We start from the raw sequence: 26,648 nt of genomic DNA on the forward strand, positions 1-26,648 counted from the left end.
GCATCGTCCCGCGCGCTACCGCCCTCGCAGGTGCTCGCGCAGGTAGGGCAGCGCGAAGTCCACCTGCCCGCGTCCCACCTGCTCGATCACGCCCGCGTCGAGGAGGCGCCGGCGGTAGGTGTCCGCGTTCTGACGCGACATGCCGGTCCGGGCGCCCAGGTCGACCATGCGCGACGGGCCGTCGTCGCGGGCCATGGCGCGCAGCATCTCGAGGTCGCGCGGCGACAGGTCCGCGAGGGCCGTCTCCGTCACGAGCGTGCCGAGCCGTTCGCGCGCCGCCTCGACGCCGGCCGTCACATCCGCGAGGGTGATCGCGTCGCCCGTGGCAGCGCGCCACACGTGGAAGCCCACCAGCTGGATGAGGAACGGGTAGCCGTGGGTCGCCTCCGCCGCGGCGCGGGCGGCGTCGGGGGCGATGGTGCGTCCGTTGTCGGTGACGGTCTGGACCAGGGCGTCGTGGACCTCGTCGACGGAGACGTCGGCGAGCACGTGCTTATCGGCGCGCCGCAGGAAGGTCAGGACGCGGCCCTGCGCGTCGGAGCGCAGCAGGTCGGAGACCGCGGACGGCAGCCCCGCCATGACGATCGCGAACTCGCGGTTCTCGCGCACCAGGTGCTGCGTGATGAGGGCGAGCTCGCGCAGGTCGTCGGACCGGGCGTGGACCTCGTCCACCGTGATCAGCAGCCCGGTCCCGTCAGCCTCCAGCGTGTCCAGCAGGCGGCCGATCCGGTGGCGCACCCCCTCCGCGAGCTGCGGCGTGAGCTCGGTGTCGATGCTCCCGAGCGCGCCGATCGACACGCCCGTGACGCGGCGTCTGGCTCGTGGGCTGACGCCCTCCAGCAGGCGGTCGACCGCCTCGCCGATGCGCGCGAGCATCCCAGGGGAGGCGGACTCGTCGATGACGAGCCACCCGTGGGACATCGCGCGGTCGCCCGACTCGGTCAGCATGACGGTCTTACCGGTGCCGCGCGCGCCGGTGAAGATCGTGATGCGCGCGGGGTGGCCCGGTCCCGACTGGATGCCCTCGTCGACCTCGGCGAGGAGCGCGTCGCGGCCCACCAGCAGGGGAGGGACCGCGCCCGCCGTGGGCTTGAACGGGTTGACCGTCATCAGTGCCTCCTTGGGACGCTTTGGTACATCTTGGTACTTTCGCACGGGGGTGCGACAGCGGGACGATGCGCCGCGCGGGTCAGGCGCCGAGGACGCAGCTGTCGTAGGCGTAGGTGGAGGCGTCGAGGTGAAGGCGCGCGTGGCCGGCGTACTCGAGCGCGGTGTCGAGGCTGTCGGAGGCGAGCGTCAGCGTCGCCCACCCCACGATGCGCTGCGGGTGCGACTCGAGCGACGGGAACGTGTTCGCCGTCACCTCCCAGGCGTCGATCGCGGCCGTGACCTGGTCCCACCGCTCCGCGGGCGTCTCCCAGCTGCCGCCGAGCACATCGGCCTCCACGCACGGGTTCACCGCCGGGTCGTGCACCAGTCCCGGCTCGCCGCCGTATCCGGGGAGCAGGCCGACCGGTGAGGATCCCGCGATCTCGCCGTCGCCGTCGCCGTCCCCGTAGAGCGGGCCGTCGACGCCGGTGATGAGGTTCCGGGCGGCCTCGGCGTTGGCGTGGGCCTCCTCGATCGAGGCGGCGTCCTCCCATCCGGCGAGCGCGGTCTCGAGCTGATCGAAGCGCTCGGCCACCTCGGGCGGCATGTCCGTGGAGGCGGCGGGGGAGCATGCGGCGAGGGCCAGCAGGGGGATCGCCAGCAGGGCTCGTCGCATGGGCCTCACCCTACCGAGCGGGCACGTCGACCACGCGGCCATCCCCGGTCCGTGGGACGACGGCGCCGGCCGTGAGGGCGGCGACGTCCGCGTCCAGGGCCGCGACATCCGCCGGTGCCACCCAGACGGTGAGCGTCGCGAAGGCGCCGTAGGCGGGGGAGTCCAGCACCGCATCGTGCCCCTCGACCCACTGGTGGAGGAACGCGAGCACGCGGCCCGCGTCGGCGTGCGGGACGTCCAGCAGGACCTGGGTGCGGACGGTGCGGCGCACCATCGGCGCCCGATCGAGAGTATCGGCGACCGCGCTCCCGTACGCGCGCACCAGGCCGCCGGCGCCGAGCTTGACGCCGCCGAACCAGCGGCTCACCACGGCGACCACGTCGGTGACGTCGCGGCGGCGCAGCACCTCGAGCATCGGGACACCCGCGGTACCGGCGGGCTCGCCGTCGTCGTTCGAGCGCTGACGGTCCGCGTGGGCGCCTACGACAAGCGCCGTGCAGTGGTGGCGCGCATCCCAGCGCTGCTTGCGGATCCGCGCGATGACGGCGTCCGCCTCCTCCATGGTCGCGACCGGCGCGAGGTGGGTGAGGAAGATCGACCGCTTGATCTCGAGCGTGTGCTCGACGGGCTCCGCGATGGTGCTCGGGAGGTCGCTGGCGGTCACGGGGGCAGGGTAGCGCGGCCCCTCACGCAGCGTCGCGCAGCCGCTCCTCGACCACGGTCAGCGCCGCGGACAGGGCCGCGGCCGCGGGGGTCGCTGTGTCATCGTGAGGGCTGCGCCACCGCGCGGCGACCTCGATCTGGAGACCCGCAAGGCCCAGCTGGCGCTGCGCCAGGCTGGTCACTGTGTAGTGGGGGCGCGCGTTGAACGGCGCGTTGACGGCGACGTCGAAGGGCTCGAGCTCGGCGCGCAGGATCTCGACGGCGAGCGCCTCGAGCGGCCCGGGGCGCGGACCGGTACCCAGGCAGAAGTCCGGGCCGTGGTGGTCGCCCATGCCGTGGATGTCGATGAGCATGCGGGCGGGCTCGCGGAGGTCGCGCAGGTGGCGGGCGAACTCGTCGTCACGCTCGTCCCAGGTGTCCCACTCGGCGCGGGCGCCCGCGGACACGACGGTGGAGACGTTCGCGACCTCGCCTGCGAGCAGCGTGAGTGAGCCCGTGTGGAGGTCCGCGGCCTTCATCGCTCCGGCGCGGTAGTGCCGCGTGCCGTGCGGTGCGGTCAGCACCACGGCGCTGCCGCGATCCGTGACCAGGGCAGGGTCGCCCTGCTCGACACGCTTGCGTGCGCGCTTGCGGGCCTTGCCGAACCGCGCGTCGAGCTCGCGCCAGCGGGTGGACAGGTCGATCACGTCGGCCGCGGTCGGCTCTTTCTCGGTGTCGAGTCCAGGGGTCATCGCAGGGTCCTCCAGCCTTCTCAGGGTGGTGTGCGCGGTGCGCCGGTGGGACGAGACTACCGGGTGCTCGCGCGGCGCGGCTGCGGGCGCGCCGGGGGAGAGGGTGCCACCATGGGCGCATGACCAGGCAGAACACTGTCACCGTGCGGTGGGGTTGGATGCTGGTCGCGCTCGGGATCGCAGCGCTCGGCGCCGTGGTGTTCGGGTTCGCGTCCGTTCAGAGCTGCGCGTCCGGCGGCTCTTGCTCCGGTGGATCGGTGGTCGACGTCGTGCAGACGGCGGTGATCGCGATCGCGACGCTGGGCGGTGTGGCGTGGGCGGTGCGGCGGGGGATCAGGCCAGCGCGAACGCGATCGCAAGGGCAGGCGTGAGCGCCTGACCGATCGCGCTGGTGAGCAGGCGACGTTCCGTGACCCACAGCCAGAACCCGAGGAACACCTGCGCGGCGCACAACGCGATCACGATCGCCGTGCCGCCCGCGACGTTGCCCGAGAGGTGCACCATGCAGAGGCCCACGACGATGCCGATGGCGGTGGTGATGTTGTAGGCGCCGATGTTCATGGCCCACATCCGCACCGCGGGGACGTCCTCGAGTGCGATGAGCAGGATGCGATGGAAGCGCTGGTCGCCGTGGCGGAGGATCTCGATGAGCCCGACGACGATGAGAGCCAGCGCCGTGGCGCCGGCGAAGACCTGGCTGAGCACGCTCATGCCGCCTCCCGTCCGATGCACCAGGTGGGTGGGTCGCCCTTCGAGGCTACGCCGATGCAGCCGATTCGCGTGCGCGATCGCGTCGCGGGGACTGGTCGAGGACGACCGTGCGTCATACCATCATTCATATGACTGATATGACGACCATCAAGGTCCGTCGCTCGACACGGGCGCGTGTCAGCGAGTTGGCGGGGGAGCGCGGAGTCACGCAATCGGAGCTCCTCGACCAGCTGCTCGACCATGAGGCCGAGCGTGAGTTCTGGGTGGGCCTTTCGAGGTTGACGCCCGAGGCATACAGGGCGGCTCTCGCCGAGGACGACGACCACGTGGACATGGGATTCGGACTCGAGGATTCGCCGACGCGATGACCGGTGAGCTGTCGATCGCGCGCGGAGACATCGTCTGGGCATCGATGGATCCCACCAAGGGTCGGGAGCAGGCGAAGGACCGTCCGCACCTGGTGCTGTCCGTGCCTGCCCTGCACGACGCGACGGAGATGGTGATCGCAGTGCCTCTCACGACGGCGATGCGGCCGTGGCCAACTCGCGTCCGCGTGACGGAGCGCTCGTTCGCGATCTGCGAGCAGCCGCGGACGCTGTCATTCGCACGGATCCGCAAGGTGGAGGCGGGTGCAGCGCCGCCGGAGGTCGCCGACGAGGTCGCGCGCGTGGTCGCGCGCCTCATCGGGTTCTGAGCGGCAGGGAGGCCCCTTCCCGGTCGCTCCGCACCTGTAATGTCATAATGCGCATTATCGGCGCTCTATCAACCGTGGACGATGCGCGTGTCGGGATGGCTGTCGGCCGGCGCCTCAGTAGGTTTCAACCATCCCTCGCTGAGGACGCGACCACGCAGTAAGGCGCGTCTCGCTATCGGAAGGCGGTGCACCACGTGGCAAGCCGTCTTACGTGGGTCTTGATCGCAGCCGGCGTCTTCACGCTTGGAGCGGGCGCGTCCGCCACGTGGTGGGCCGCGAATCCGCATCGCGGGCACGTCGATTTCGTGGTGTCAGATGAATCCTCCGACAGCGCCACCTTGTGGATCTCCACCCAGACATGTGGTGGCGGACCCGAGGTCACCGTGCACGAGACGGACACCACGGTCGAGCTCGCAGTTGCCGCCTGGCACGGCGGATGGGGCGATCGACTGGCGTGCAGTGACGCGGTGCGGGTCGAGCTCGAGGACGTCCTCGGCAACCGCGTCATCGTCGACGCCGGTGGCTGACCGACCTGGCCGCTAGGAAGCCCGTCCGCGCTCAACTCGCATCGTGCGGTCCGGCGCGAACTCGATGTCGTCATCGGCGGTCAATTGGCGCGCCAGCGAGCGGCCGCGTGCCACGAAGTGCTCGTACCTCGACAGCACATACGCGGGTCGGCCTCGGTCTGTGATGACCACGGGACCGGCGACGTCGGCGGCACGCAGAGCCGCCGACGGATCCCGTCGGAAGTCGCGCGCGTCGATCGGCGTCACAGGCCCCTCCCTCCGCGAGCTCTGGCCGCCTCCACGCTACGTCACCGCGTGGCTGAGCGCGCCCAGGCGTTCGGTGCTTCCATGGGAAAGGTGCGTTTCGACCTGGAGACCACCGCGACGCCCGCGCAGGCGCTCGGCGCCCTCACGGACTTCACGGCGCGCCGTGAAGTCCGGAGATCTGGTCGAGCTCGCTCAGCCCCAAGACGTTCGAGGTGCGCGGCCAGGGCGCGCACTGGGCCGAGGCGCTCGAGAGCACTCCCGGCTCCCCTTTCTGGATAGTCTCCCGCTACGACTGGTCGGATCCCACCACCGTCCGGTGGGTGGTGACCGAGTGCAGCTACGGTGGCGGCGGCGCCGGCTTCGCGCACATCTCCCCTGGTAAAAATGGCGGGAGCCGCATGCACGTCGAGTGGACTCTCGACGACCCGACCCGTCAGAAGGCGCTGCTGTGGCTCTACCGGCACGCGCCCATGCGGCCGCTCATCCGCAGGCTCTGGGTCTCCGCGCTCGACCGCTACGCGGCCGAGAACGCCGCATAGCGCCCCTCAGTCCGGCAGCGTGTCGCCCAGGACGCGGCCGAGCGCCTTGAGACCGCCGAGCAGCTCGGCGCGCTCGCCCTCGCTCAGCCCCGCGAGGATCCGCGTCTCGTTATCCGCGTGCGCGGCGTGTGCGGCCTCGTGGGCCGCGCGGCCCGTCACGGTGAGCCGCACGCGCACCACCCGGCGGTCGTCCTCATCGCGTCGACGTGTGACGAACCCTCGCGACTCGAGCCGCTGCACGCGGTGCGTGGTGGTGCCCGACGTGATGAGCAGCGCGCGGTCCAGCTCGCCGGGCGTCAGCTCGTACGGATCGCCGGCGCGTCTCAGCGCCGACAGCACATCGAACTCCCAGCTCTGCAGCCCGTGCTCCGCGAACACCGCGTCCAGCCTCGCCTGCACCAGGTCCGCGTACCGCGACAACCGACCGATCACCGCCAGCGCGCTCACGTCCAGGTCGGGACGCTCCCTCTCCCACTCGCCGAGGATCCGATCCAGCGTGTCCATGCGCCCATCTTGCCAGCGGAATATCTTGACGTCGAGATTTGTCTGATATCTTGATATCAAGATGTTTGGACCGTGCTCATGAATCCCACCCGTACCCTCGCCCTCACGGCGCTCGCCCCGATCACCTGGGGAACCTCCTACCTGGTCACCACGGAGCTGCTCCCCGCAGATCGACCGCTGCTCACCGCGACGCTGCGCGCCCTGCCCGCCGGGCTCATCCTGCTCGCCATCACCCGGGTCCTCCCCCGCGGTGCATGGTGGTGGAAGGCCGCGATCCTCGGCACGCTCAACATCGGCGCGTTCTTCGCGCTGATGTTCGTCGCCGCCTACCGCCTCCCGGGCGGGGTGGCCGCGACGCTCGCCGCCGTCCACCCGTTGCTCGTCACCATGCTCGCCTCGCGCACGCTCGGCGAGCGCGTCGCTCCCCTGGCGCGCGCCGCCGCGGGCGCGGGAGTGGTGGGCGTCGCTCTCCTGGTGCTCACGCCCGGCGCACGCCTCGACGCGTGGGGCGTCGTTGCAGGCCTCGGTTCCGCCGCCGCGACCGCCGCGGGGGTGCTCCTCACCAAGCGGTGGGGCCGCCCTGTCCCGATCCTCGCGTTCACCGGCTGGCAGCTGCTCGCGGGAGGCCTGGTGCTGCTGGTCCCGATGCTCCTCATCGAGGGCGCCCCGCCGCACCTCACCACCGCGAACGTCCTCGGCTACGCCTGGCTCGCCGTCCCCGGCACCGCGCTCGCCTATCTCGCCTGGTTCTCCGGCGTCCTGCGGCTTCCGGCCAGCCGCGTGAGCCTGCTCAGCTTCCTCACCCCGCTCACCGCGGGCGCGCTCGGATGGGCGGTCCTCGGCCAGTCCCTCGCGCCGCTTCAGCTCGCCGGGGGCGCCCTCATCCTCGTCGCCGTAGGCGCGGGCGCGTACGCGGGCCGGCCCGCGCATCGTCCCCCCGCACCGGTACCCGCGGACACCTCCGCACGGGAGCTGGTGAACGCCTGATTTCCGGCAGGAACCAGGAACAACTCAGGCGCTACGCTCGTTATGTCCCAGTGCAGGCGCCCGCCTGCCGGAAGGAGGACGCCCATGGCCGATCGCGCGCTTCGAGGAATGCGACTGGGGACCCAGTCGATGGAATCGATCCACAACGCCGAGCTCGCCGAGCGCGTCGAGGTGCACTACGACTGCCCCAACGGTCACGTGCTCGCGATGCCGTTCTCGGTCGAGGCCGACGTCCCCCTCTCGTGGGAATGCCACTGCGGAGCCCTCGCGCTCCTGCGGGACGGCGACCGCCCCGAGCCCAAGGACGTCAAGCCGCAGCGCACCCACTGGGACATGCTGCTCGAGCGTCGGACCATCCCCGAGCTGGAGGAGCTGCTGGAGGAGCGTCTCGAGCTGCTCCGCGCCAGCCGCCGCTAGAGCTCGAACGGAAGGCACCCTCGCCACGACGGCGGGGGTGCCTTTCTCATGCCCGCGTGCGTCCGGGGAGCAGCTGAGCGACCTGACGCAGCCGGTGCGCGACGCCCCAGGCCGTCACCTTGACCAGGGCCTCACGGATGATCGCGCCGCTCATCTTCGAGGTGCCGGCCTCGCGCTCGACGAACGTGATGGGCACCTCGACCACCGTCCCTCCCGCACGGATCACGCGCCACGCCATGTCGACCTGGAAGCAGTAGCCCTGCGACTCGACGTCGGCCAGCGCGAGGCGCCGCAGCATCGAGGCGCGGTAGACGCGGAACCCGGCCGTCGCATCGTGCACCCCGATCCCCAGCGCGAGCCTCACGTACGTGTTCGCCCCGGTCGACAGCACCAGCCGGTGGCGTGGCCAGTTGACCACCTCTCCCCCGGGCACCCAGCGCGACCCGATCACCAGGTCGGCGGACGATGCGCGGGCGAGCAGGGCGGGAAGGTCGGCTCCGCGGTGGGAACCGTCCGCGTCCATCTCGCACAGGAGGTCGTAGCCGCGTTCGAGGCCCCATGCGAAGCCCGCGAGGTACGCGGCTCCCAGGCCGTTCTTGGCGGTGCGGCGCAGCAGGTGGACCCGCGGGTCCCGCTCCGTGCGGGCCTGCGCCCAGTCGCCGGTGCCGTCGGGCGAGCCGTCGTCGACCACCAGGACGTCGACGTCGGGAGCGGCGGCGTGCACGGCGTCGAGCTGGCGCGGCAGCGACTCCCGCTCGTTGTAGGTCGGGATGATGACGAGCGTCCGGGTCACCAGTCGTACCTCTCGGCGACCCGGCGGCGCACCGCGAGCAGCGCCACCACGGTGGGGACGATGAGGAACGCCCAGCCGATGAACCAGCCCAGGCGCACCGCGGGGGTGATGTCGCTGCGGAGGCCGACGCGCTCGACCAGGTGGTCGGCGGTGAACAGCTCGGCGCCGTCGATCACGCGGCCGGCGGGGTCGATGACCGCGCTCACGCCCACGGTGGAGATCTGGATGGCCCAGCGGCCCGACTCGATCGCGCGCATGCGGGTCATCTGGAGCTGCTGCGTGCTCTCGGCGGTGTGACCGAACGAGGCGTTGTTGGTGGGGACGATGATGAGCTCGGCGCCCTTGGCGACGGCCTCGCGCACGATCGAGTCGTAGGCGACCTCGAAGCAGATGGGCGTCGCGACGGGGACGGTGCGGTCGAGCGAGGCGACCGGCACGTTCATCACCGCCGCGCCGGTGCCGGGGAGCATGTCCGTGACGTCGTCGACGATGGGCGCCACCTCGCGCGCGAGGCTGCGCAGCGGGACGTACTCCGCGAACGGCGCCGGCCGCTGCTTGGAGTAGGTGTCGAGGATGGCGCCGTTGCCGCCGAACAGCAGCATCGTGTTGTAGCGGCCCTCGGGCGGCGTGTAGTCGACCGTGCCGAGGAGCAGCGGCGCGCCGGTCGCGGCCTGCGCCTCCTCGACGGCGGCGAGCGTCTGGGAGTCGACACGCGGGTCGATGTCGGCCGCGTTCTCGGGCCACACGACCAGGTCGACGGGGTTGTCCGCCGTCTCCTCCGCCATGCGGAGGGTCTCGGCGAGGTGGTTCTCCGTCACCAGACGTGCCTGGGAAAACGCCTCGAGGCCCAGGTCCGGGACGTTGCCCTGGACCGCACCCACGCGCATGGTGCCCTCCTGGGCCTCGTTGTCGATCGGGATGAGGTAGCCGGCGCCCAGGACCGCGATCGCCAGGACGGGCGCGAAGGCTGCCGTGAGGGCGCGGCGCGTGCGTGCGCACTCCCACGCGAGACCCAGCAGCGCTCCCGCGAGCACCACGGCGAAGGACACGAGCGGCACGCCGCCCAGCCACGCGAGACGCGCGACGGGCGCGTCGACCAGCGCGTAGCCCACGCGCCCCCACGGGAAGCCTCCGAACGGCACCATGCCGCGCAGCTGCTCCGCCGCGACCCAGAGGCCGGCGAACACGACCGTCTCGGCCCAGCGGTGGGCGTCGAGGATCCCGGAGCGGCGCACGTGCGCCCACGCGACCGCGATCAGGGCCCACGCGAGGCCCTCCGCGACGCTGAGCGCCACCCAGGGGATGGGCCCCACGGCCACGTCCGCCCACCACAGGTGCGGGAGCATGAACGCGACGCCGTATGCCCAGCCGGTGAGGAAGGCCGCGCGCGCGGTGGCCACCTCGAGCGACCACCACAGCAGCGCCACGGAGACCGGGGCGAGGAACCACCAGCCGGTGTCGGGGAACGCGAGGTTGAGCCCGACCCCGCCGAGGATCGCGATCGCGAGGTTCCTCAGTCCGGTCAGCACCCCGCAACTGTATGCGAGCCGCGGGGGCCCGCCGTGCAGGCGCTCCGCGCTACGGGCGTGCCGTCACCTCCAGCGCGATGGTGACGGGCGCGAGCCCCTCGGAGGTCACGGTGACGGTCGCGGGGCCCGTGCCGGCGGGACGGACCACGGCGAGCGCGCGGCCGTCGAACGTCCGCCACGTGGGGGCGGCGAAGCGCTCCTCGGTGCGAGGGTTCGCGCTGCACATGCCCGCCAGGGCCGCGGCGCCGTCGATGGAGACGGTGACGTCACGGTCGGCGTCCGTCACCAGGACGCCCGCAGCGTCGCGCAGCTCGATCGCGACGTACGCGAGGTCGGCGTCGGTGTCCACCAGCGCGGTCCGGTCGGCCGTCGCGGTCAGGGTCGCCTCGCCGGCCGTCGCGAGGCTGGCGCGACCGGTCTCGACGCCGCCTCGGTACGCGATCGCGACGAGCGTGCCGGGCCGGTAGGTGGTCTCCAGCACCGCGAGCATCGGACGCTCCTCCCCCACCGTCGCGCGGGCGACCTCGTCGCCGTCGAGCATGAGTGCGACCTCGTCGGCGTCGGCGTACACCTCCACCGTGGCGGGCCGGCCCTCGAAGCCGTGCCACGTCCACGAGGCGACCGAGTCGCTCCACGCCCACATGGACGGATTGACGATCTCGACTCCGTGGCGGTCGGGGCGGCGCACCGCGATGTACGGCTCGCTGCGCAGCCCGAACACGATCTCGCGGTAGTAGGACAGCGGCCGGCGCGCGCCCGTGATGTCGAGGTCCGCGCACCAGGCGGTGAGGTAGGGGAACTCGCGCTCGAGCTTGCCCGAGGCCTGATCGTCGCCCGCGTACATGGTGGAGCCGATGCCGACCTCGCCCAGGTAGTCCCAGCCCGTCCACGTGAAGTCGCCGATGACGTTGGGGCTGTCGAGCACGAGCGGCCAGAGGCGCCCGATCTCGGGCCCGAAGGTCTCCGACCCCACCACCACGCGGTGCGGATAGGCATCGCGATCCGCGGCGTAGCGGGACTCGGCGTAGTTGAGGCCCAGCACGTCGAGCACGGCCGAAGACTCCTCGATGCGGGCGGTCGCGGTGTCGGTGGCGCCCACGGTCGCCATGGCGTTCCTGTCCGCCATCAGGGCGTTGAGTCCGCCGAGCTGCTCGACGATCCGCGGCATCTCGTCGATGACCGCGAGGAGCGCGTTCACGCCGTTGGTGACCGGCCGCGTCGGGTCGAGCGAGCGGACCTTGTCCGCGAGGCGCCGCGCCCAGCGTGCGCCGTGGGGAGTGCCGACCTCGACGATCTCGTTGCCGATCGAGTACATGATCACGCTCGGGTGGTTGCGGTCCTTGGCGACGAGCGCCTCGAGGTCGGCCTCCCACCACACGGGGAAGTCTGCCGCGTAGTCGTAGGGCGTCTTGAAGCGGGTCCACATGTCGAAGGCCTCGTCCATGACGAGCATGCCGAGCCGGTCGCACGCGTCGAGCATCGCCGGGGACAGCGGGTTGTGCGCGGCGCGGATCGCGTTGAAGCCCGCGTCCTTGAGCAGCTCGATGCGGCGCTCCTCGGCGCGGCCGACCGCGGCGGCACCCAGGGGGCCGTTGTCGTGGTGGATGCAGGCGCCCCGGAGCTTCACCGGCTCCCCGTTGATCCGCAGGCCCTTGCGCGGGTCGACCGTGACGGTGCGGATGCCGAACGTCGTGACGACGGGCTCGGACTCATCGAGCTCGACCGATGCGGTGTGCAGGCGCGGGCTGTCGGGGCCCCACAGCGCGGGGTCCGCGATGTAGAACAGCTGGCGGGCGTCGGCCTGCTCGCCCGGGGCGAGCGTCACCCGGGTGACGTCGGACTCGACGGTGACCCCCGCATCGTCCCTGATCACAGTTCCGACGCGGACGGTGCGTGTGACGCGCTCGTCGTTGCGGACGGTGGTGACCACCTCCACGACGGCCTGGTCCTCCTCGATGCGCTCCGTGCGAATGCGGATGCCGTCCTCGAGGATCCGGACGGGCTCGTCCACGTGGAGCAGCACCGGCCGGTGGAGGCCCGCGCCGGAGTACCACCGCGAGTCCTCGCCGGAGCGCACCTCGATGCGGAGGCGGTTCGGCTCGCCGTGCCGCAGGTAGGGCGTGAGGTCCGCGAAGAATCGGGCGTAGCCGTCCGCGCGCACTCCCGCGAGCTCGTCGTTGAGGAAGATCTGCGCGCGGCGGAACGCGCCCTGCACCTCGAGCCGCACCGACCGGCCGTGCCACTCCTCGGGCACGTCGAGGGCGCGCTCGTAGGTGTAGGCGCCGTTCGGGTAGTAGGCCGCGGCGCCCTTGGCGGGGACGTCGGGGCGGCGCTGCTCGTCGCGCAGGGCGTCGTGCGGCAGGCGCACGGTGCCGAGCACCTCGGGCCCGCCGGACACCGCGGCGAACGGGCCGGAGGGGCGGCGGTAGGTCCACGCGTCGTTGAGAGGAACGATGGTCATGAGCGGATCCTTCTGGTTGGAGCGGGTGCGCGTCAGCGCAGGATGAGGCGGAGGTGGTCCTCGAGGAGGGCGACCACGTCGACGCCGTCGCGGTCGAGCAGCCAGTGGAGCTGGGCACCCTCCCACAGCGCGAAGAACGAGGCCGCCGCGAACGCGGGCGTGACGCCGTCACGGAGCATGCCGGCCTCCCCGAGCGCGGCGAACCAGTCCTGGAAGCCGGCGCGGACGCGCACCACGCGCTCGTGGAAGAACTCCTCCAGCGGGTGGTCCGCGGTCACGGACTCGGCGGCGAGGAGCGTGTACAGAGCGATCACGTCGGGCTGGCCGGCGTTGCTCCGCGCGAGCGCGAGCATCGCCGCGGGGACATCGGCGGCGGTCGCGGGATGCTCCGCGGCGATCAGCGCGTCGGCGCGGGTGTCGCGCTCGCGCATGAGCGCGAGCAGCAGCGAGGACTTGTGCGGGAAGTGGTGGAGCACCGTCGACTGGTCCACGCCGGAACGTCGCGCGATCTCGCGCATCGACGCGGCCCGGGACCCCTGCTCCACGAAGACGTCCATGGCGGCGGCCAGGATGGCCGCGCGGGTGGTCTCGGACCGCTTGTACGGACCGCGGACGCCGGCGACGCGCGCGGGATCAGCAGCCGTCTCCGTGCTCCCCGCGAGGGGGAAACTCGCCAGGGCGGACGCGCCCAACGATGCGTCACGCGAGTCCTCGTCGACCATCGCATGCTCCCTCTCGCCATTGAACATCCATCAGGTGATGGAGATTCAATGGTGTGGGCTGTCTAGGCACATGTCAAATGACTGCGCGGGCAAGGCAACGCGGCGTGAAGTCCCAATGACGACTGTGACGGGAGCGTTCTCACGTGGAGGATGTGACAGCCCCACGCGCCCCATCGGACACACCAGCAACATGTGCCATGGGGAATCTCCAAGCGGCCGCCTAGTACGCGACCACTCCCCTGCGCATGGACGTGATCGCCTGCACAGCGGCGGCCCGCACCGAGGCGGACGGTGCCACCTCGGCGATCTGGTCGAGCGAGTCGATCACCTGCTTGCACCAGCGCACCATGTCGCCCGGAGCCAGCTCCGCGCCCTTGAGCACGGTGTCGAGGCTCTTGCCCTGCGCCCAGCCGTGGATGGGCGCGACGATCCCCCAGTGGGGCGCGGGCAGGTCCGGCAGCCCGCGCTCGCGCTGCATGTCGTCGACTTTGGACCACAGGCGCACCGTCTCCTTGAGCGCGGTCCCGAGCACGCCTCCCGGCCCGCCAGGAAGGCGGGGGGTGCGTGACTCGTCGTCGCGTCGCCCCTGGTAGAGGAGTGTGGAAACGGCGGCGGCGAGCGCCGGCGCGTGCAGCCCCTCCCACGCGCCGGTGCGCAGCGCCTCGGCGATCACGATGTCGTTCTCCGCGAAGAGCCGCCGCATCATCCGTCCCGCCGCGGTGAGCTCGGGCCGGCCGTCGACCATGTCGAGGTAGCCGAGCGCGTCGAGGATCTGCAGCCGCTTGTCGAACACCCGCGCGATCGATCCGGTGGCGCGCTGGATCTCGCCGACGATGCGGTCCTTGTCGCGCAGGGTGCGGTGGTAGCGCTCGGCCCAGCGGGCGTGCGCCTCGCGGTCCGGGCACTGGTGGCAAGGGTGCTCGCGCATGAGACGCCGCACGTCGAGCTCCTCCGCGGCGTTGGTGTCCGCCGCCGGACCGCGACGCCTGGCCCGCGTGGCCTCGTAGGAGCCCCGGCCGTCGGCGATCAGCTGCGCGAGCTCCCGCCGGCTGCGGGCGTTGCGGGAGTCGAACCGGCGCGGCACCTTCACCACGCCCACGGTCTCGAGCCCGTGGTGCAGCTCGGAGATCGCGAGCCGGTGGACGCGCGCATGCTCGGTGACCACGAGGGGTCGGGGCGCCACGGGGTTGTCGTCGGACTCGACCACGGCCGCGAGCCCGGCGCGCCTGCCGCCGCCCACGCGCACCACGTCCCCGCGGCGGAGCGCCGCCAGCGTCGACGCGGTGGCCTCCTGGCGCGCCCGCGACGTGTCGCGCGCGGCCTGCTTCTGCAGGCGCGCGAGCTTCTCGCGCAGCGCCGCGTACTCCATGAAGTCGCCCTTGTCGCACCGGGCGGCCTCGGCGTAGCCGCGCAGCGTCGAGTCGAACTCGCGCGCCTTGCGCGCCTTACCCACCACGGACTGGTCGGCCTGGTACTGCGCGAAGGACATCTCGAGCACCTCGCGCGCCCGCTCGAGGCCGAGCTGCGAGACCAGGTTCACGGCCATGTTGTAGGAGGGCTGGAAGGAGCTGATGAGGGGGTATGTACGCCGCGACGCGAGGCGCCCCAGCTGCGGGGCGTCGAAGCCGGGGTGCTCGACCACCACCGCGTGGCCCTCGATGTCGATCCCCCGCCGTCCGGCCCGGCCGGTGAGCTGCGTGTACTCCCCCGCGGTGAGGTCCTTGTGGCCCTGCCCGTCCCACTTCACGAGCTTCTCGAGCACCACGGAGCGCGCGGGCATGTTGATGCCGAGCGCGAGCGTCTCGGTCGCGTAGACCACCTTGATGAGGCCGGCCGCGAACAGCTGCTCGACCACCTCCTTGAACAGCGGGATCATGCCCGCGTGGTGCGCCGCGAGACCCGCCTCGAGGTGGTCGCGCCACCGGTGGTAACCCAAAGCCGAGAGGTCCTCGGTGGGCACGCCCGCGCATCGTTCCTCGATGATCGCCGCGATCTCGCGGCGCTCCGCCTCGGTGGTGAGCACCATCCCGGCCGCGCGCACCTGGTCGACCGCGTCCTCGCAGCCGGCCCGCGAGAACACGAACACGATCGCGGGCAGCAGCCCCTGCTGGTCGAGGACGTCCACCACCGCGAAGCGCGGCGGCGCGCGGCGGCCCTGAGGCCGGCGACCGCCGCGGGTGGGACGGCCGCCGCGCGGGTCCTCGTAGCGGGAGCGCTTGGTGATGGCCTCGAGCTCGGGGTTGAGGCGGGGCGTGATGCCCGGGTCCTGCGGGTCGACGCCGGGCGCGTAGAGGTCGAAGATCCCCTCGCGGAGCAGCACGTGCGGCCACAGCGGCACGGGACGGTGCTCGGACACCACCACGCGCGTGTCGCCCCGCACCTCCGCCAGCCATGCGCCGAACTCCTCCGCGTTGGACACGGTCGCGGACAGCGACACGATCGACGTGCGCTCGGGCAGATGGATGATGACCTCCTCCCACACCGAGCCGCGGAAGCGGTCCGCGAGGTAGTGCACCTCGTCGAGGATCACCACGCCGAGGCTCTCGAGGCTCTCGGAGTCCGCGTAGATCATGTTGCGGAGCACCTCGGTGGTCATCACGATGATGTCCGCCTCGTGGTTGAGCGTGGTGTCGCCCGTGAGCAGGCCGACGTTCTCGGGCCCGTACACCTTCGCGAGGTCGTGGAACTTCTGGTTCGACAGCGCCTTGATGGGCGTCGTGTAGAACGCCTTCTCGCCGCGCCGGTAGGCATGGCGTACCGCGTACTCGCCCACCAGGGTCTTGCCGGCGCCGGTCGGGGCGGCGACCAGGACGCTGCGCCCCTCGGCCACCGCCTCGCACGCCTCGCGCTGGAACGGGTCGAGCGGGAAGGACAGCTCGCCCTCGAACTCGGCGAGGTCGGCGTGGTGGGCACGCGCGCGTGCCGCGGCGTACCTCTCGGCAGGGCTGGTCATGCCGCCAGGCTACTGTGCGCGACCCCCGAGGACGGTGAGCGCCCCTGGCGCCACCGTGACCGTGAGCGGGGTGGCCCCGACCAGCTCGCCGTCCGCGAAGGCCGGCGGCAGCGGCGCCCCCTCGGAGGCCTCGGGCACGATCGTGACGGACTCGACCTGCTCGATCCGCACCCGCGGATCCGCGGTGTGGCCGCCGTCCTTGAGCTTCGGGAACAGGCCCAGGATGTCGCGCCTCGACATGCCGTCCGCGGTGACCAGCTCGAGGCGCCCGTCGGTCATGCGCGAGTCCGGCGAGACCACCAGACCCCCGCCGAAGACCGGGCCGTTCGCCACCGCGACCAGGGTGCAGCGCATCGTCCGTTCACGGCCGTCGGCCGTCAGCCGCACGCCGTAAGGGCGGAACCGCGGGACCTCGCGCATGGTCGCGACCTTGTACTTGAGGGGCCCGCGCGGGAAGGTGATCGCGCGCGCGTAGGACGCGACCGCGGCGTCGAGGCCGGCGGACAGCACCGCGCCGAAGTAGCGCGGGCTCGCGGGCTCCTCGACCGCGCCGCCGGTGACCCTGCCGAGGTCGACGCGCACGGTGTCGCCGCGAAGGCCCGCCTCGATCCGCGCGACGGCGGCGGGGATGTCGTGGCGCGGCAGGCCCAGCGAGGACGCGATGTCGTCGCCCGAGCCCGCGGCGACGATTCCGAGGGGCAGTGCCGTCTCCGCGCACACCTGGATCCCCAGGTGCGCCATGCCGTCGCCGCCGACCACCACGAGCGCGTCGAGGGAGGGACGATGCGCGACGGCGGCCTCGTACGAGGCCGCCCAGGATCCTCGGGACAGGTCGATGAGGTGGTGACCTCCGGCGGCGAGCGTCGCCTTCGCCTCCGCGCCCCTGCGCGCTCCCCGACCCGACCCCGATGTCGGATTGGTGATGATGCCGATGGTCCTCATTCCGCGGGAACGCGCCTTCGGGCCACGCGCTCGCGCAGCACCCCCACGCCGACGGCGAGGAAGTACAGCAGCACCATGGGGCCGGCCATGAACAGCATGGTCACCGCGTCAGGCGTGGGCGTGAGCACGGCGGCGGCCACGAAGATGATGAACACCGCCCACCGCCAGCCGCGCAGCCACGTGCGCGCTGGCACCAGGCCCGTCCAGGTGAGCGCGACCATCACCACGGGGAACACGAACGCGATGCCGAACGCGAGGATCAGCCGCATGGCGAACGTCATGAACGTCTGCGCGTCGAGGAAGTTCGCGGCCCCCTCCGGGGTGAAGCCGGTGAGGATGGTGATGGCGCGCGGGAACACCCACGCGCCGAACGCCACCCCCGCGGCGAACAGCGGGATCGCGGCGCCCAGGAAGCCGAACGTGTAGCGCCGCTCGCGCCGGTGCAGGCCGGGGGCGATGAAGGCCCACAGCTGATAGAGCCACCACGGCGCGCTCACGATCAGCCCGATCAGCAGCGACATCTTGATCTGCATGTCGAGCGCGGTCGCGACGCCGGCGAAGTTCACCGTCACCATCGCGTCGTCGCGCTCGGCGGCCTCGAGCACAGGGCGCTGGATGGCCTCGAACACCGGGGTGTAGAGGAACCAGCCCACGACCATGCCGACGGCGATGCCGGCGGCGGCGAGGACCAGCCGCTTGCGGAACTCCCTCAGATGCTCGGCCAGCGGCATCTGAGCGTCGGGATTGCTCCCGCGCGCGCTACTTCTGGCCGTCACGCGGCTCGTCCGAGGACGACGTCGCGGTGGTGTCGGTGTCCGGCTTCTTGTCGTCCGTCAGCGAGCTGGTCTCGTCCTTGAGGATGCGGAGCGACTGGCCGAGCGAGCGGGCGAGCTGCGGCAGCTTGGGCGCGCCGAACAGCAGCAGCACGATGACCAGGATGATGAGGATCTCGCGGGGTCCCATGAGAAGTGCTCCTTAGGAAGGCTGGCGCACAGTCTAGCGCTGGACGTCCAGCACGGACTGCGCCTGGCGGTGCAGCTCGGCGACGAGTCGCGGCGGCGTCACGGACCGCAGGTGCGGCGCGACCGCGAGCAGCCGTCCGGCCACGAACGCCGCGTCGGCGACGTCGAACGTCGCGATCACGTCCTCGTCGGCGTCCTCGATCTCCACGCCGGGGATGTCCTCGAGCGCGTAGCGGCCGGTGCGCGCGATGCGGACGGTGGCGCGGAACGCGGGCGTGAGCGTGAAGCCCGCCGTGTCCGTGGGCGGGTGCTCCACGGCCCCGTCGAGCACCGTGACGGACGCGATGCGGTCGAGGCGCAGCACGCGGTAGTCCTGCGCGCGACGGCAGAAGCACTCGAGATAGCCGTGACCGTCGATCACCACCAGGCGGTGGGGGTCCACGGTGCGGGTGGTGCGGCGGTCCTGCGCGTCGACGTACTCGACCTCGGCGAGCCGGTAGCGGGCGATCGCCTCGAGCAGGGCCTCGCGGATCTCGGGTGCGACCTGGTCGTCCCCCAGCACCGTGACGGGCTCGGCGAGCGCGTCACGCAGCTTCGCGAGCACCTGGGTGCCCGCCTCGGGCAGGGCGCCCGCGGCGCCCATGGTGGACAGCGCGCCCACGAGAGCGACGGCCTCGCGCGGCGAGAGCCGCACCTGGGAGACGCCGTCGTTGCGCACCAGCGCCGCGACGTCCGCGTCGAAGTCGTCCGCGGAGAAGTCGATGGGCGACCACGAGTCGCCCGGCTCCGAGGCGACCCACAGCGCGTCGATGTCCTTGCGGACCTGGTCGACGCTCACGCCGAAGTGCTCGGCGAGCTCCGCGAACGGCGTGTCGCCGTTCCGCTCGACGTATGTGAGGATGCCGAGCATCCGCACCAGCCGGTCCGTCGCCTGCTCAGCCACGCTCCACCTCCAGCGCCGCCGTGGCGGCCTTCGCGACGGACTGGGCGAGCTCCGCGGGGGCGACGATGCGCGCCCCGCCGGCGAGCGCGAGCACCTCCGCCACCACGGCGTCGCCGTGGGCGTACTCGACGTCGTAGAGGTCCCAGCCGCCGTCGACGCCGGCCGCGCTGCCGCGCCGGCGCAGGGCGTGACCGGACTCGGGTCGCAGCGCGACACGTGCCGTGCGGACGTCCGCGCTCGCGGCGAGGGCGCCCAGGGGGATCTCCTCGGGCACCTCCTCCACCGCGGGGCCCACGGGCGTGACGGGCCCGCCGATGCGCTGCACGCGGAACGTGCGCGGCGCCTCGCGGTCGCGGTCGAACCCGATGACGTACGCGACGCCCGCGCGGAGCACCACGCGCCACGGCTCGACGGTGCGGGTGCCGGCGCCGGAGCTCACCGAGGAGTACTCGAAGCGCACGGCCTGGCGATCGGCCACGGCCTCCACCAGGGTCGCGAATGCGTCCGTCGCGACCGCGGGAAGCGCGGCGAACGGCAGCTCGACCCGCGGCCCGTGCTCGGCGGAGGAGGCGAGCTTCATGACGGCCTGCGTGGCGTCGGAGCCCAGCACGGCGCCGCGCCAGTAGTCGGTGGCGATGCCCAGCACCGCCAGCTCGGCGGCGGTGAGGTCCAGCGCCGGCATGGCCGCCTCGGCGGGGCGGATCCGGTAGCCGATCTCGTCGCCGTGCACCGGGTCCTCGACCGTCTCGACGGGGACGCCCAGGTCGCGCAGCTCCTTCTTGTCGCGCTCGAACATGCGCTCGAAGCTGGCCTCGGCCTTGCGGACCTCCTCCTCGGAGGCGCCGTGCGGCAGGGGCTCGTAGCCCTCGATGGTGTCGCGGATCTGGTCGCGCGTGAGGCGATGACGGGTGGAGGACAGCCCGATGATGAGGTTGAGCAGCCGCTGCGACTTCTCGACCGGCATCAGACCCTGACCGCGAGCAGCTCGGTGGTGAGGATCGCGCGGGCGCCCACGGCGTAGAGAGCGTCCATCACCTGGTTCATCTCCGCACGCGGCACCATGACGCGCACCGCGTGCCAGTCGGAGCCGTGCAGCGGGGTCACGGTGGGCGCCTCGAAGCCGGGGCTCACCGCGATGGCCGCGTCGAGGCGGTCCGAGGGGACGTCGTAGTCGACCAGCACGAAGCGACGTGCCGTCAGCACGCCGCGCAGGCGGCCGGTGAGGATCGCGATGTCCTCCACCGGGGCGTCCTGCGCGCGGATGAGGATCGCCTCGGACGTGAGGATCGGGTCACCGAAGATCTCGAGGCCGGCGGCCTTGAGCGTGGTGCCGGTGGAGACCACGTCCGCGACCACGTCCGCGACGCCCAGGCGCACCGAGGACTCCACGGCGCCGTCGAGGCGCACCACGCTCGCGGTCACGCCGTGCGTCGCGAGGTGCTCCTGGACCAGCAGCGGGTAGGACGTGGCGACGCGCTTGTCCTGGATGTCCGCCACGGACGCGGCGACGCCGGGGGCGGCCGCGAACCGGAACGTCGAGCCGCCGAAGCCCAACTCGAGGTGCTCGACCGCGTCGGCGCCCGAGTCGATGAGCAGGTCGCGACCGGTGATGCCCGCGTGCACGGTGCCGGCGCCCACGTACACCGCGACGTCGCGCGGGCGCAGGAAGAAGAACTCGACGTTGTTGCGCTCGTCGACCAGCACCAGCTCGCGCGGGTCGCGGCGCTGCTTGTAGCCGGCCTCCTTGAGGAGCTGCACGGCGGGGTCGGACAGGGAGCCCTTGTTGGGCACGGCGATGCGGAGCACTTCTCTCCCCTAGAGGTTCTTGTAGACGTCGTCGAGCGTGAGCCCCTTGGCGACCATCATCACCTGGGCCCAGTAGAGCAGCTGCGAGATCTCCTCGGCAGCCTCCTCGCCGGACTGGAACTCGCAGGCCATCCAGGACTCCGCGGCCTCCTCGACCAGCTTCTTGCCGATGGCATGGACGCCCTTGTCGAGCATCACCACGGTGCTCGATCCCTCGGGCCGCTCCACGGCGCGGCGCTGCAGCTCCTCGAACAGGCTCTCGAACGTCTTCACGCCCGCCAGCCTAGTGGGAAACGTCAGACCCGGACTGCGTGGAGCAGCACCGCGTCCTCCGGCGCCAGCACAGGAACCTGCACGCCGCGCACCGCCAGCGCGCGGCCGGTGAGTCGCACCGGTCCGGGCCACCACGCGGGCAGCGCGCGACCGGGAGCGTCACCGGATCCGGGCGGGGCGACGGGTGCCACCGAGTACGTCGCGTCCGGGTCGAGGCCCTCGAGCCGGACCAGGCCCACCTCCCCCACCAGCGGCAGCGCGAGCGACGCCACCGAGTACAGCGCCTCCGCGCCGTCGAGCCCCACCACGCCGTGGATCGCGTACGCGTCCTCGGGCAGGTCGGAGTTCACCACCGTGCCCGAGTGCAGCAGAGGCCGGAACGTCTTGTGCAGCGCCACCCACCCGGCGATCTCCTCCCGGGCGACCACCGCATCATCCGACGTCACGTCCCATTCGATACCCAGGTGACCGAAGAGCGCGGTCGCCGCGCGGAACGTGAGCCGCGCGGTGCGGTGCGTGGTGTGCGCGGTGGGCGGCCCCATGTGGGCGCCCATCATCTCCGGCGGGACCAGCAGCTGCGTCCACCGATGGATGGACTGGCGCTCGAGAGGGTCGTTGCAGTCGGAGGCCCAGACGCGGTCGGTGCGGGACAGCACCTCGAGGTCCACGCGCGCGCCGCCGCCCGAGCAGGACTCGATCTCGAGGCCCGGGAACGCCGCCTTCAACCCGTCGACCAGGCGGTAGAACGCGAGCGTCTGCTCGTGCACGATCCCCCGGCCCGTCGCCGTGGACTGCGCCTCGACCAGCACGCGGTTGTGGTCCCACTTGAGGTAGCCGGGGCGCAGCTCGCCCACGAGCGCGTGGAGGCGCTCCTCGATGTACGCGTACGCCTCGGGGTGCGTGAGGTCCAGCACCTGCTGGTGGCGCGCGGACACCGGCAGGTGGCCGGCGGGCCGCGCGATCCACTCCGGGTGGGCTCGCGCGAGGTCGGAGTCGGGGTTGATCATCTCCGGCTCGACCCACAGCCCGAACTCGAGGCCCAGCGACCGCACGTGGTCCGCGAGGAAGCCCAGGCCGTCGGGGTAGACGCCCTCGTCGACGTACCAGTCGCCCAGGCCGGCGTTGTCGGCGCGGCGGTGGCGGAACCAGCCGTCGTCGAGCACGAACCGCTCGGCACCCACGGCCGCCGCGGCGTCCGCGAGGGCGAGCAGCTTGCCGTGGTCGTGGTCGAAGTACACGGCCTCCCACGTGTTCACGGTGACGGGGCGCGGGCCCAGCGCGCGGGTGGCGCGCAGGTGGCGGTGGAAGCGGGACGATGCGGCGTCGAGTCCCGCTGCCGAGTACGCCCCGTAGACCCACGGGGACTCGTAGGACTCGCCTGCCGCGAGGGAGACCTCGCCGTGCGCGAGGAGCTCGCCGCCGCCGATGACCGAGTCGCCCATCCGGCCGCGCTCCGCAAGCGTGCGCACGTTGCCCGACCACGCGACGTGGGTGGCCCACACCTCGCCCGAGCGGAAACCGAAACCCCGCGTGCCGGCGGCGAGCACGAACGCGCTGTCGTGGTCGGGCTTACCGCCGCGCGACTCGCGCAGGCGGGTTCCGACGGTGAAGTCGGTGCGCTGCGGGGTGCGCTCGCGGATCCAGCGGCCGGTGAAGTCGAGCAGCTCCTGCGCCTCGCGCGGGACCGGGAGCATGAGCGACAGCGCGCCCACCTGGAACGGCGCCTCGCCGCCCAGCGAGGCGAGCCGCGCGCGGGCGCGCACCAGGCCGGTCCCCAGCAGCTGGACGGTGACCGTGAGCTCGAGCGCGGCGTCGTGGTCGACCGCGGTGGTCACCACGGACTGGATGCGGGCGTCGCCCTCGCCCTCCGCGGAGGCCTCGACGGACCGCGTCACGAACCTCGTAGACGGGTGCGCGCCCTCACGCGAGCCCTCGAGCCCGGGCGTGCCGAGCCAGCCCCACGTGTGCTCGGGCACCACCGCGAGGGCGTGGCCCTCGTCGGCGCCGCCGAACGCGAAACCCCCCTGGCCCGTGCGGACCAGGGCGACCAGCGCATCGTCCGGAAGGTCGCCCAGGTCGGCGCCCCAGTGGGCGATCCGCGGCAGCCGCCCGTCACCGGCGGAGAGCAGGAGGGACACGCCGGAGGCGCGGAGGTGGAAGACGTCGTCGGCCATACCGACGAGCCTAGGGCCGCTACAGCGAGCGGATCACCACCGCGGTGGCGAGCGCCGCCTCGACTGCCTCGGCGCCCTTGTCCTCCTTGGAGCCGGGCAGGCCGGCACGGTCGAGCGCCTGGGCGTCGTCGTCGGTGGTGAGGATGCCGAAGCCCACGGGAATGGCGTGGACCCGGGCGACGTCGGTGAGGCCGCGCGTGACGGCGTCGCACACGTACTCGAAGTGCGGGGTGCCGCCGCGGATGACCACGCCGAGGCACGCGATGGCGTCCGCGCCACGCCGGGCGAGGGCCTCCGCGACCACGGGCAGCTCGAACGCGCCGGGCACGCGGGTGACGCGGTAGCCCGCGCCGGCGGCCTCGGCGGCACGGATCGCGCCCGCGACCAGCCCGTCCATGACCTCGGTGTGCCACTGGCTCGCGACGATCTCGACCGTCAATCCGCTCGCGTCGACCTCGACGGCCGGTGCTCCGGCTCCGCTCATGCGTTGTCTCCCAACAGGTGTCCCATCCGCTCGACCTTGGTGCGGATGTAGTGCTCGTTCTCGGGGTGGGCGCCGACGCGGTGCGGGATGCGCTCGATGCACTCGACGCCCGACGCGCGCAGGCCCTCGACCTTGGCGGGGTTGTTGGTGAGCAGACGGATCTGCGTCAGCCCCAGGTCATGCAGGATCGCGGCGGCGGCACCGTACTCGCGGCGGTCCACCGGCAGCCCCAGGTGGGTGTTGGCGTCGACGGTGTCGAGGCCCTGGTCCTGCAGCGCGTAGGCCTGGATCTTCGCGGCGATGCCGATGCCGCGACCCTCGTGGCCGCGCAGGTAGATCACGGCGCCGCCGTCCTCGACGATCCGCGCGATGGCGGCGTCGAGCTGCGGGCCGCAGTCGCAGCGCAGCGACCCGAACGCGTCGCCCGTGAGGCACTCGGAGTGCACCCGGACCACGGGCACGATCCCGTCCTTGGGCGGCACCACCAGCGCGACGTGCTCGTCGCCGGTGCGCGCGTCGCGGTAGCCGTGGACGGTGACCTCGCCGTGCGCGGTGGGCAGGCGGGCCTCGCCGCGGTGCAGCACCCGCTCGGGGCGCGCCGCGACCGGCGGCGGCTGGTCGCCCACGGCGCGCCGGTACTCGATGAGGTCCTGGATGGTGAGGAACGTCAGGCCGTCGCGCTCGGCGATCTCGGAGGTGTCGCCCTGACGCATCATGGTGCCGTCGTCGTTGACCATCTCGCCGATCACGCCCACGGGCTCGAGGCCCGCGAGGCGGCACAGGTCCACGCAGGCCTCGGTGTGGCCGGGACGATGCAGCACTCCCCCGGGCACGGCCCGCAGGGGAAGCACGTGGCCGGGTCGGATCAGGTCCTCCGCGGTCGCGTCCGGGTTCGCGAGCACCTTGAGCGTGGCGGTGCGGTCCGCGGCGGAGATGCCGGTGGACACGCCCACGGCCGCGTCGACCGAGACGGTGTACGCGGTGCGGCGCGGGTCCTGGCTCGAGGGAACCATGAGCGGCAGGTTGAGCGCGTCGGCACGCTCGGTGGGCATGGGGGCGCACAGGTAGCCGCTCGAGTGGCGGATGCCCCACGCCACCCAGTCGGCGGTGGTGGTCTGTGCGGCCATGATGAAGTCGGCCTCGTCCTCGCGATCCCGCGAGTCCGACACCAGCACCGGCTTACCCTGGCGAAGGTCCTCGAGCGCCTGCTCGACCAGCGCGATCACGTCGACGCTCATGCGTGGGCCCCCACCAGCTTCTCGACGTACTTGGCGACCACGTCGACCTCGACGTTGACGCGCTCGCCCACGGCGATCGCGCCGAACGTGGTCTCCGCGAGGGTGGTAGGGATGAGCGACACCGTGACCCGCGCCTCGTCGATCTCCGCGACGGTGAGCGAGACGCCGCCCAGCGCGATGGATCCCTTGCGCACCACGTAGCGCGTGAGCGCCTCGGGGATCTCGAAGGTGAGGTCGGTCCACTCGGGCTGCGAGTCGCGCGCCACCAACGTGGCGACGCCGTCGACGTGGCCCTGCATGATGTGCCCGCCCAGGCGTCCGCCCGCGGGGGTCGCGCGCTCGAGGTTGACGCGCGCGCCCTGGTCGAGGTCGCCCAGCGCGGTGGTCTCGAGCGAGACGCGCATGACGTCCGCCACCCAGGTGGAGCCCTCGTGCGAGGCGACGGTCAGGCAGACGCCGTTGACCGCGATGGACTCGCCGTGGACAAGGTCGGTGAAGCCGGGGGCCTCGATGGTGAGCCGAGCGCTCGCCTCGGAACGGGCCACCTCGGTGACCGTGCCGAGGGACTCGACGATGCCGGTGAACATCTACTGCTGTCCTCTCTGGAAGAAGGCGGTGACCAGCGTATCGACGCCCAGGGCGGTCGCCGTCACATCCTGGCCTCTCAACGCGCCCCCCATCGTGGCGATTCCCAGGTCTCCCACCGCGGACGTGCCCGCGCCCAGCAGCGCGGGCGCGATGTAGGCGTGGACCTCGTCGACCAGCCCCGCGCGCAGGAACGCGGTGGTGATGGTGCCGCCGCCCTCGACCACCACCGTACGCACCTCGCGGGCCTCGAGCGCGGCGAGGGCGGCGTGGGGGTCACGGCTGCGGATCGCGATCGCGTTCTGGTCGCGCCACACCTTCGCGCCGAACGTGTCCGACAGCCCCATGACCGCGCGCAGCGGCTGGTGCGGATCGGCGACGCCGGCGGGGCGGGCGGACAGCGCCGGGTCGTCCGCCGTGACGGTGCCGGTGCCCACCAGGATCGCGCCGACCTCGGCGCGGACGGTGTGGGCGTGGGCGCGCGCCTCCTCGCCGGTGATCCAGAAGCTGGTGCCGTCCGCCGCTGCGGTGCGGCCGTCGAGCGTCTGCGCCCACTTGGCGATCACCCACGGCCTGCCATGCGCGACCGCGCCCAGCCAGCGGCGGTTGACCTCCCACGCGCCGTGGTGCGGCACGTGGACCGCGTCGATGCCGCGCGAGCGCAGCACCTCTCCCCCGCGCGACGCCACGGGGTTGGGGTCCTCCACGGCGTAGCGGACCCGCGCGATCCCGGCGCGCGTGAGCGCGTCCGTGCAGGGGCCGGTGCGGCCGGTGTGGGAGCACGGCTCGAGCGTGACGTACGCCGTCGCCCCGGCGACGTCGGCATGGCCCCTGGCCCGCGCATCGTCCAGCGCGGTGGGCTCGGCGTGCGGGGTGCCGGCGCCGTGGTGCCAGCCCTCCCCGAGCACGCGGCCGTCCTGGGCGACGATCACGCAGCCGACGCGAGGGTTGGGGCCGTGCGCCGGGCCGCGCAGGGCGAGCTCGACGGCGCGGTCCATG

31 protein-coding genes are annotated in these 26,648 nt (G+C 72.5%); 7 read left to right on the forward strand and 24 right to left on the reverse strand.

The window, feature by feature from the left end:
• Positions 1-15: 15 nt before the first annotated feature.
• From AOM05_RS06300 to AOM05_RS06315, 4 genes are all read right to left on the reverse strand, one after another.
• The gene (locus AOM05_RS06300) at positions 16-1,110 is read right to left on the reverse strand and encodes a DUF8462 domain-containing protein (RefSeq protein WP_062520426.1); all 1,095 of its coding nucleotides are present in this window, start codon (positions 1,108-1,110) and stop codon (positions 16-18) included.
• Between the two features lie 79 nt (positions 1,111-1,189).
• On the reverse strand, positions 1,190-1,765 hold the full coding sequence (locus tag AOM05_RS06305; protein ID WP_062520428.1) for a hypothetical protein: 576 nt from the start codon (positions 1,763-1,765) through the stop codon (positions 1,190-1,192).
• A gap of 10 nt (positions 1,766-1,775) precedes the next feature.
• Entirely contained in the window at positions 1,776-2,429 is a 654-nt protein-coding gene (locus tag AOM05_RS06310; protein WP_062520430.1) for an IMPACT family protein, read from the reverse strand.
• A gap of 22 nt (positions 2,430-2,451) precedes the next feature.
• Positions 2,452-3,159 carry an N-formylglutamate amidohydrolase gene (locus tag AOM05_RS06315; RefSeq protein ID WP_062520432.1) on the reverse strand — a complete coding sequence of 236 codons (708 nt, stop codon included), beginning with the start codon at positions 3,157-3,159 and terminating at the stop codon, positions 2,452-2,454.
• A gap of 119 nt (positions 3,160-3,278) precedes the next feature.
• Here AOM05_RS06315 and AOM05_RS06320 point away from each other — a divergent pair, with 119 nt between their 5' ends.
• Positions 3,279-3,530: a hypothetical protein gene (locus AOM05_RS06320; RefSeq protein WP_062520434.1), complete on the forward strand. Its 252-nt coding sequence runs from the start codon at positions 3,279-3,281 to the stop codon at positions 3,528-3,530.
• Here AOM05_RS06320 and AOM05_RS06325 read toward each other — a convergent pair.
• Positions 3,493-3,870 carry a DUF1304 family protein gene (locus AOM05_RS06325; protein WP_062520436.1) on the reverse strand — a complete coding sequence of 126 codons (378 nt, stop codon included), beginning with the start codon at positions 3,868-3,870 and terminating at the stop codon, positions 3,493-3,495. The two genes, AOM05_RS06320 and AOM05_RS06325, sit on opposite strands and share 38 nt — an antisense overlap.
• Positions 3,871-3,998: 128 nt before the next feature.
• Between AOM05_RS06325 and AOM05_RS06330 the strand changes: the two genes are divergently transcribed.
• The 3 genes from AOM05_RS06330 to AOM05_RS14210 all read left to right on the forward strand — a co-directional run bounded on the left by AOM05_RS06330 (position 3,999) and on the right by AOM05_RS14210 (position 5,091).
• Positions 3,999-4,238: a hypothetical protein gene (locus AOM05_RS06330; protein WP_062520438.1), complete on the forward strand. Its 240-nt coding sequence runs from the start codon at positions 3,999-4,001 to the stop codon at positions 4,236-4,238.
• On the forward strand, positions 4,235-4,564 hold the full coding sequence (locus tag AOM05_RS06335) for a type II toxin-antitoxin system PemK/MazF family toxin (protein ID WP_062520440.1): 330 nt from the start codon (positions 4,235-4,237) through the stop codon (positions 4,562-4,564). The genes AOM05_RS06330 and AOM05_RS06335 overlap by 4 nt, the downstream gene beginning before the upstream one ends.
• A 383-nt stretch (positions 4,565-4,947) precedes the next feature.
• A complete protein-coding gene (locus AOM05_RS14210) occupies positions 4,948-5,091 on the forward strand; it encodes a hypothetical protein (RefSeq protein WP_156165079.1) in 144 nt (47 codons plus the stop codon).
• Between the two features lie 12 nt (positions 5,092-5,103).
• Here the strand turns inward: AOM05_RS14210 and AOM05_RS06345 are convergent, their stop codons facing one another.
• Entirely contained in the window at positions 5,104-5,337 is a 234-nt protein-coding gene (locus AOM05_RS06345; protein ID WP_062520444.1) for a type II toxin-antitoxin system prevent-host-death family antitoxin, read from the reverse strand.
• Between the two features lie 212 nt (positions 5,338-5,549).
• Between AOM05_RS06345 and AOM05_RS06350 the strand changes: the two genes are divergently transcribed.
• Complete coding sequence (locus AOM05_RS06350; protein WP_062520447.1) at positions 5,550-5,876, forward strand: hypothetical protein; 327 nt, start codon at positions 5,550-5,552, stop codon at positions 5,874-5,876.
• Between the two features lie 6 nt (positions 5,877-5,882).
• Here AOM05_RS06350 and AOM05_RS06355 read toward each other — a convergent pair whose 3' ends face one another.
• Positions 5,883-6,380: a MarR family winged helix-turn-helix transcriptional regulator gene (locus tag AOM05_RS06355; RefSeq protein ID WP_062520449.1), complete on the reverse strand. Its 498-nt coding sequence runs from the start codon at positions 6,378-6,380 to the stop codon at positions 5,883-5,885.
• 78 nt (positions 6,381-6,458) lie between these two features.
• Here AOM05_RS06355 and AOM05_RS06360 point away from each other — a divergent pair, with 78 nt between their 5' ends.
• Positions 6,459-7,367, forward strand: coding sequence for an EamA family transporter (locus AOM05_RS06360; protein ID WP_082097356.1), 909 nt, complete (start codon positions 6,459-6,461; stop codon positions 7,365-7,367).
• 84 nt (positions 7,368-7,451) lie between these two features.
• The gene (locus tag AOM05_RS06365) at positions 7,452-7,784 is read left to right on the forward strand and encodes an RNA polymerase-binding protein RbpA (protein ID WP_062293240.1); all 333 of its coding nucleotides are present in this window, start codon (positions 7,452-7,454) and stop codon (positions 7,782-7,784) included.
• A gap of 46 nt (positions 7,785-7,830) precedes the next feature.
• Here the strand turns inward: AOM05_RS06365 and AOM05_RS06370 are convergent, their stop codons facing one another.
• The 17 genes from AOM05_RS06370 to ribD form a co-directional block, all read right to left on the reverse strand.
• The gene (locus AOM05_RS06370; protein ID WP_439644557.1) at positions 7,831-8,577 is read right to left on the reverse strand and encodes a polyprenol monophosphomannose synthase; all 747 of its coding nucleotides are present in this window, start codon (positions 8,575-8,577) and stop codon (positions 7,831-7,833) included.
• Entirely contained in the window at positions 8,574-10,106 is a 1,533-nt protein-coding gene (lnt, locus tag AOM05_RS06375) for an apolipoprotein N-acyltransferase (RefSeq protein WP_062520451.1), read from the reverse strand. The genes AOM05_RS06370 and lnt overlap by 4 nt, the downstream gene beginning before the upstream one ends.
• A gap of 49 nt (positions 10,107-10,155) precedes the next feature.
• Positions 10,156-12,567 (reverse strand): glycoside hydrolase family 2 TIM barrel-domain containing protein, encoded by a 2,412-nt coding sequence (locus AOM05_RS06380; protein WP_062520452.1) that lies wholly within the window; start codon positions 12,565-12,567, stop codon positions 10,156-10,158.
• A 32-nt stretch (positions 12,568-12,599) separates the two neighbouring features.
• A complete protein-coding gene (locus AOM05_RS06385) occupies positions 12,600-13,289 on the reverse strand; it encodes a TetR/AcrR family transcriptional regulator (RefSeq protein WP_062520455.1) in 690 nt (229 codons plus the stop codon).
• A gap of 220 nt (positions 13,290-13,509) precedes the next feature.
• Positions 13,510-16,242: a DEAD/DEAH box helicase gene (locus AOM05_RS06390; protein ID WP_062520457.1), complete on the reverse strand. Its 2,733-nt coding sequence runs from the start codon at positions 16,240-16,242 to the stop codon at positions 13,510-13,512.
• Positions 16,243-16,251: 9 nt separating this feature from the next.
• Positions 16,252-17,184, reverse strand: coding sequence for a diacylglycerol/lipid kinase family protein (locus AOM05_RS06395; RefSeq protein WP_062520459.1), 933 nt, complete (start codon positions 17,182-17,184; stop codon positions 16,252-16,254).
• Positions 17,181-17,960 (reverse strand): twin-arginine translocase subunit TatC, encoded by a 780-nt coding sequence (gene tatC / locus AOM05_RS06400; RefSeq protein WP_228373227.1) that lies wholly within the window; start codon positions 17,958-17,960, stop codon positions 17,181-17,183. Before tatC ends, AOM05_RS06395 begins: the two co-directional genes overlap by 4 nt.
• Positions 17,944-18,147: a twin-arginine translocase TatA/TatE family subunit gene (gene tatA, locus AOM05_RS06405; protein WP_062520464.1), complete on the reverse strand. Its 204-nt coding sequence runs from the start codon at positions 18,145-18,147 to the stop codon at positions 17,944-17,946. The genes tatC and tatA overlap by 17 nt, the downstream gene beginning before the upstream one ends.
• 33 nt (positions 18,148-18,180) lie before the next feature.
• On the reverse strand, positions 18,181-19,089 hold the full coding sequence (locus tag AOM05_RS06410; protein WP_062520466.1) for a helix-turn-helix transcriptional regulator: 909 nt from the start codon (positions 19,087-19,089) through the stop codon (positions 18,181-18,183).
• On the reverse strand, positions 19,082-20,053 hold the full coding sequence (locus AOM05_RS06415) for a helix-turn-helix transcriptional regulator (protein WP_062520468.1): 972 nt from the start codon (positions 20,051-20,053) through the stop codon (positions 19,082-19,084). Before AOM05_RS06415 ends, AOM05_RS06410 begins: the two co-directional genes overlap by 8 nt.
• Positions 20,053-20,895, reverse strand: coding sequence for an ATP phosphoribosyltransferase (hisG, locus tag AOM05_RS06420; RefSeq protein ID WP_062520470.1), 843 nt, complete (start codon positions 20,893-20,895; stop codon positions 20,053-20,055). Before hisG ends, AOM05_RS06415 begins: the two co-directional genes overlap by 1 nt.
• 9 nt (positions 20,896-20,904) lie before the next feature.
• Positions 20,905-21,168: a phosphoribosyl-ATP diphosphatase gene (locus AOM05_RS06425; protein WP_062293272.1), complete on the reverse strand. Its 264-nt coding sequence runs from the start codon at positions 21,166-21,168 to the stop codon at positions 20,905-20,907.
• 23 nt (positions 21,169-21,191) lie between these two features.
• Positions 21,192-23,342 (reverse strand): alpha-galactosidase, encoded by a 2,151-nt coding sequence (locus AOM05_RS06430; protein WP_062520472.1) that lies wholly within the window; start codon positions 23,340-23,342, stop codon positions 21,192-21,194.
• Between the two features lie 19 nt (positions 23,343-23,361).
• Positions 23,362-23,826, reverse strand: a complete 465-nt coding sequence (gene ribH / locus AOM05_RS06435) for a 6,7-dimethyl-8-ribityllumazine synthase (protein ID WP_062520474.1) — start codon at positions 23,824-23,826, stop codon at positions 23,362-23,364.
• The gene (gene ribA / locus AOM05_RS06440; protein WP_174442358.1) at positions 23,823-25,064 is read right to left on the reverse strand and encodes a GTP cyclohydrolase II; all 1,242 of its coding nucleotides are present in this window, start codon (positions 25,062-25,064) and stop codon (positions 23,823-23,825) included. The genes ribH and ribA overlap by 4 nt, the downstream gene beginning before the upstream one ends.
• Entirely contained in the window at positions 25,061-25,651 is a 591-nt protein-coding gene (locus AOM05_RS06445) for a riboflavin synthase (RefSeq protein ID WP_062520476.1), read from the reverse strand. The genes ribA and AOM05_RS06445 overlap by 4 nt, the downstream gene beginning before the upstream one ends.
• Positions 25,652-26,647, reverse strand: a complete 996-nt coding sequence (gene ribD, locus AOM05_RS06450; RefSeq protein WP_062520478.1) for a bifunctional diaminohydroxyphosphoribosylaminopyrimidine deaminase/5-amino-6-(5-phosphoribosylamino)uracil reductase RibD — start codon at positions 26,645-26,647, stop codon at positions 25,652-25,654.
• Position 26,648: the final 1 nt, after the last annotated feature.

This window comes from Demequina silvatica, from assembly GCF_000971215.1.
In the GTDB taxonomy this organism is placed as follows: Bacteria; Actinomycetota; Actinomycetes; order Actinomycetales; family Demequinaceae; genus Demequina; species Demequina silvatica.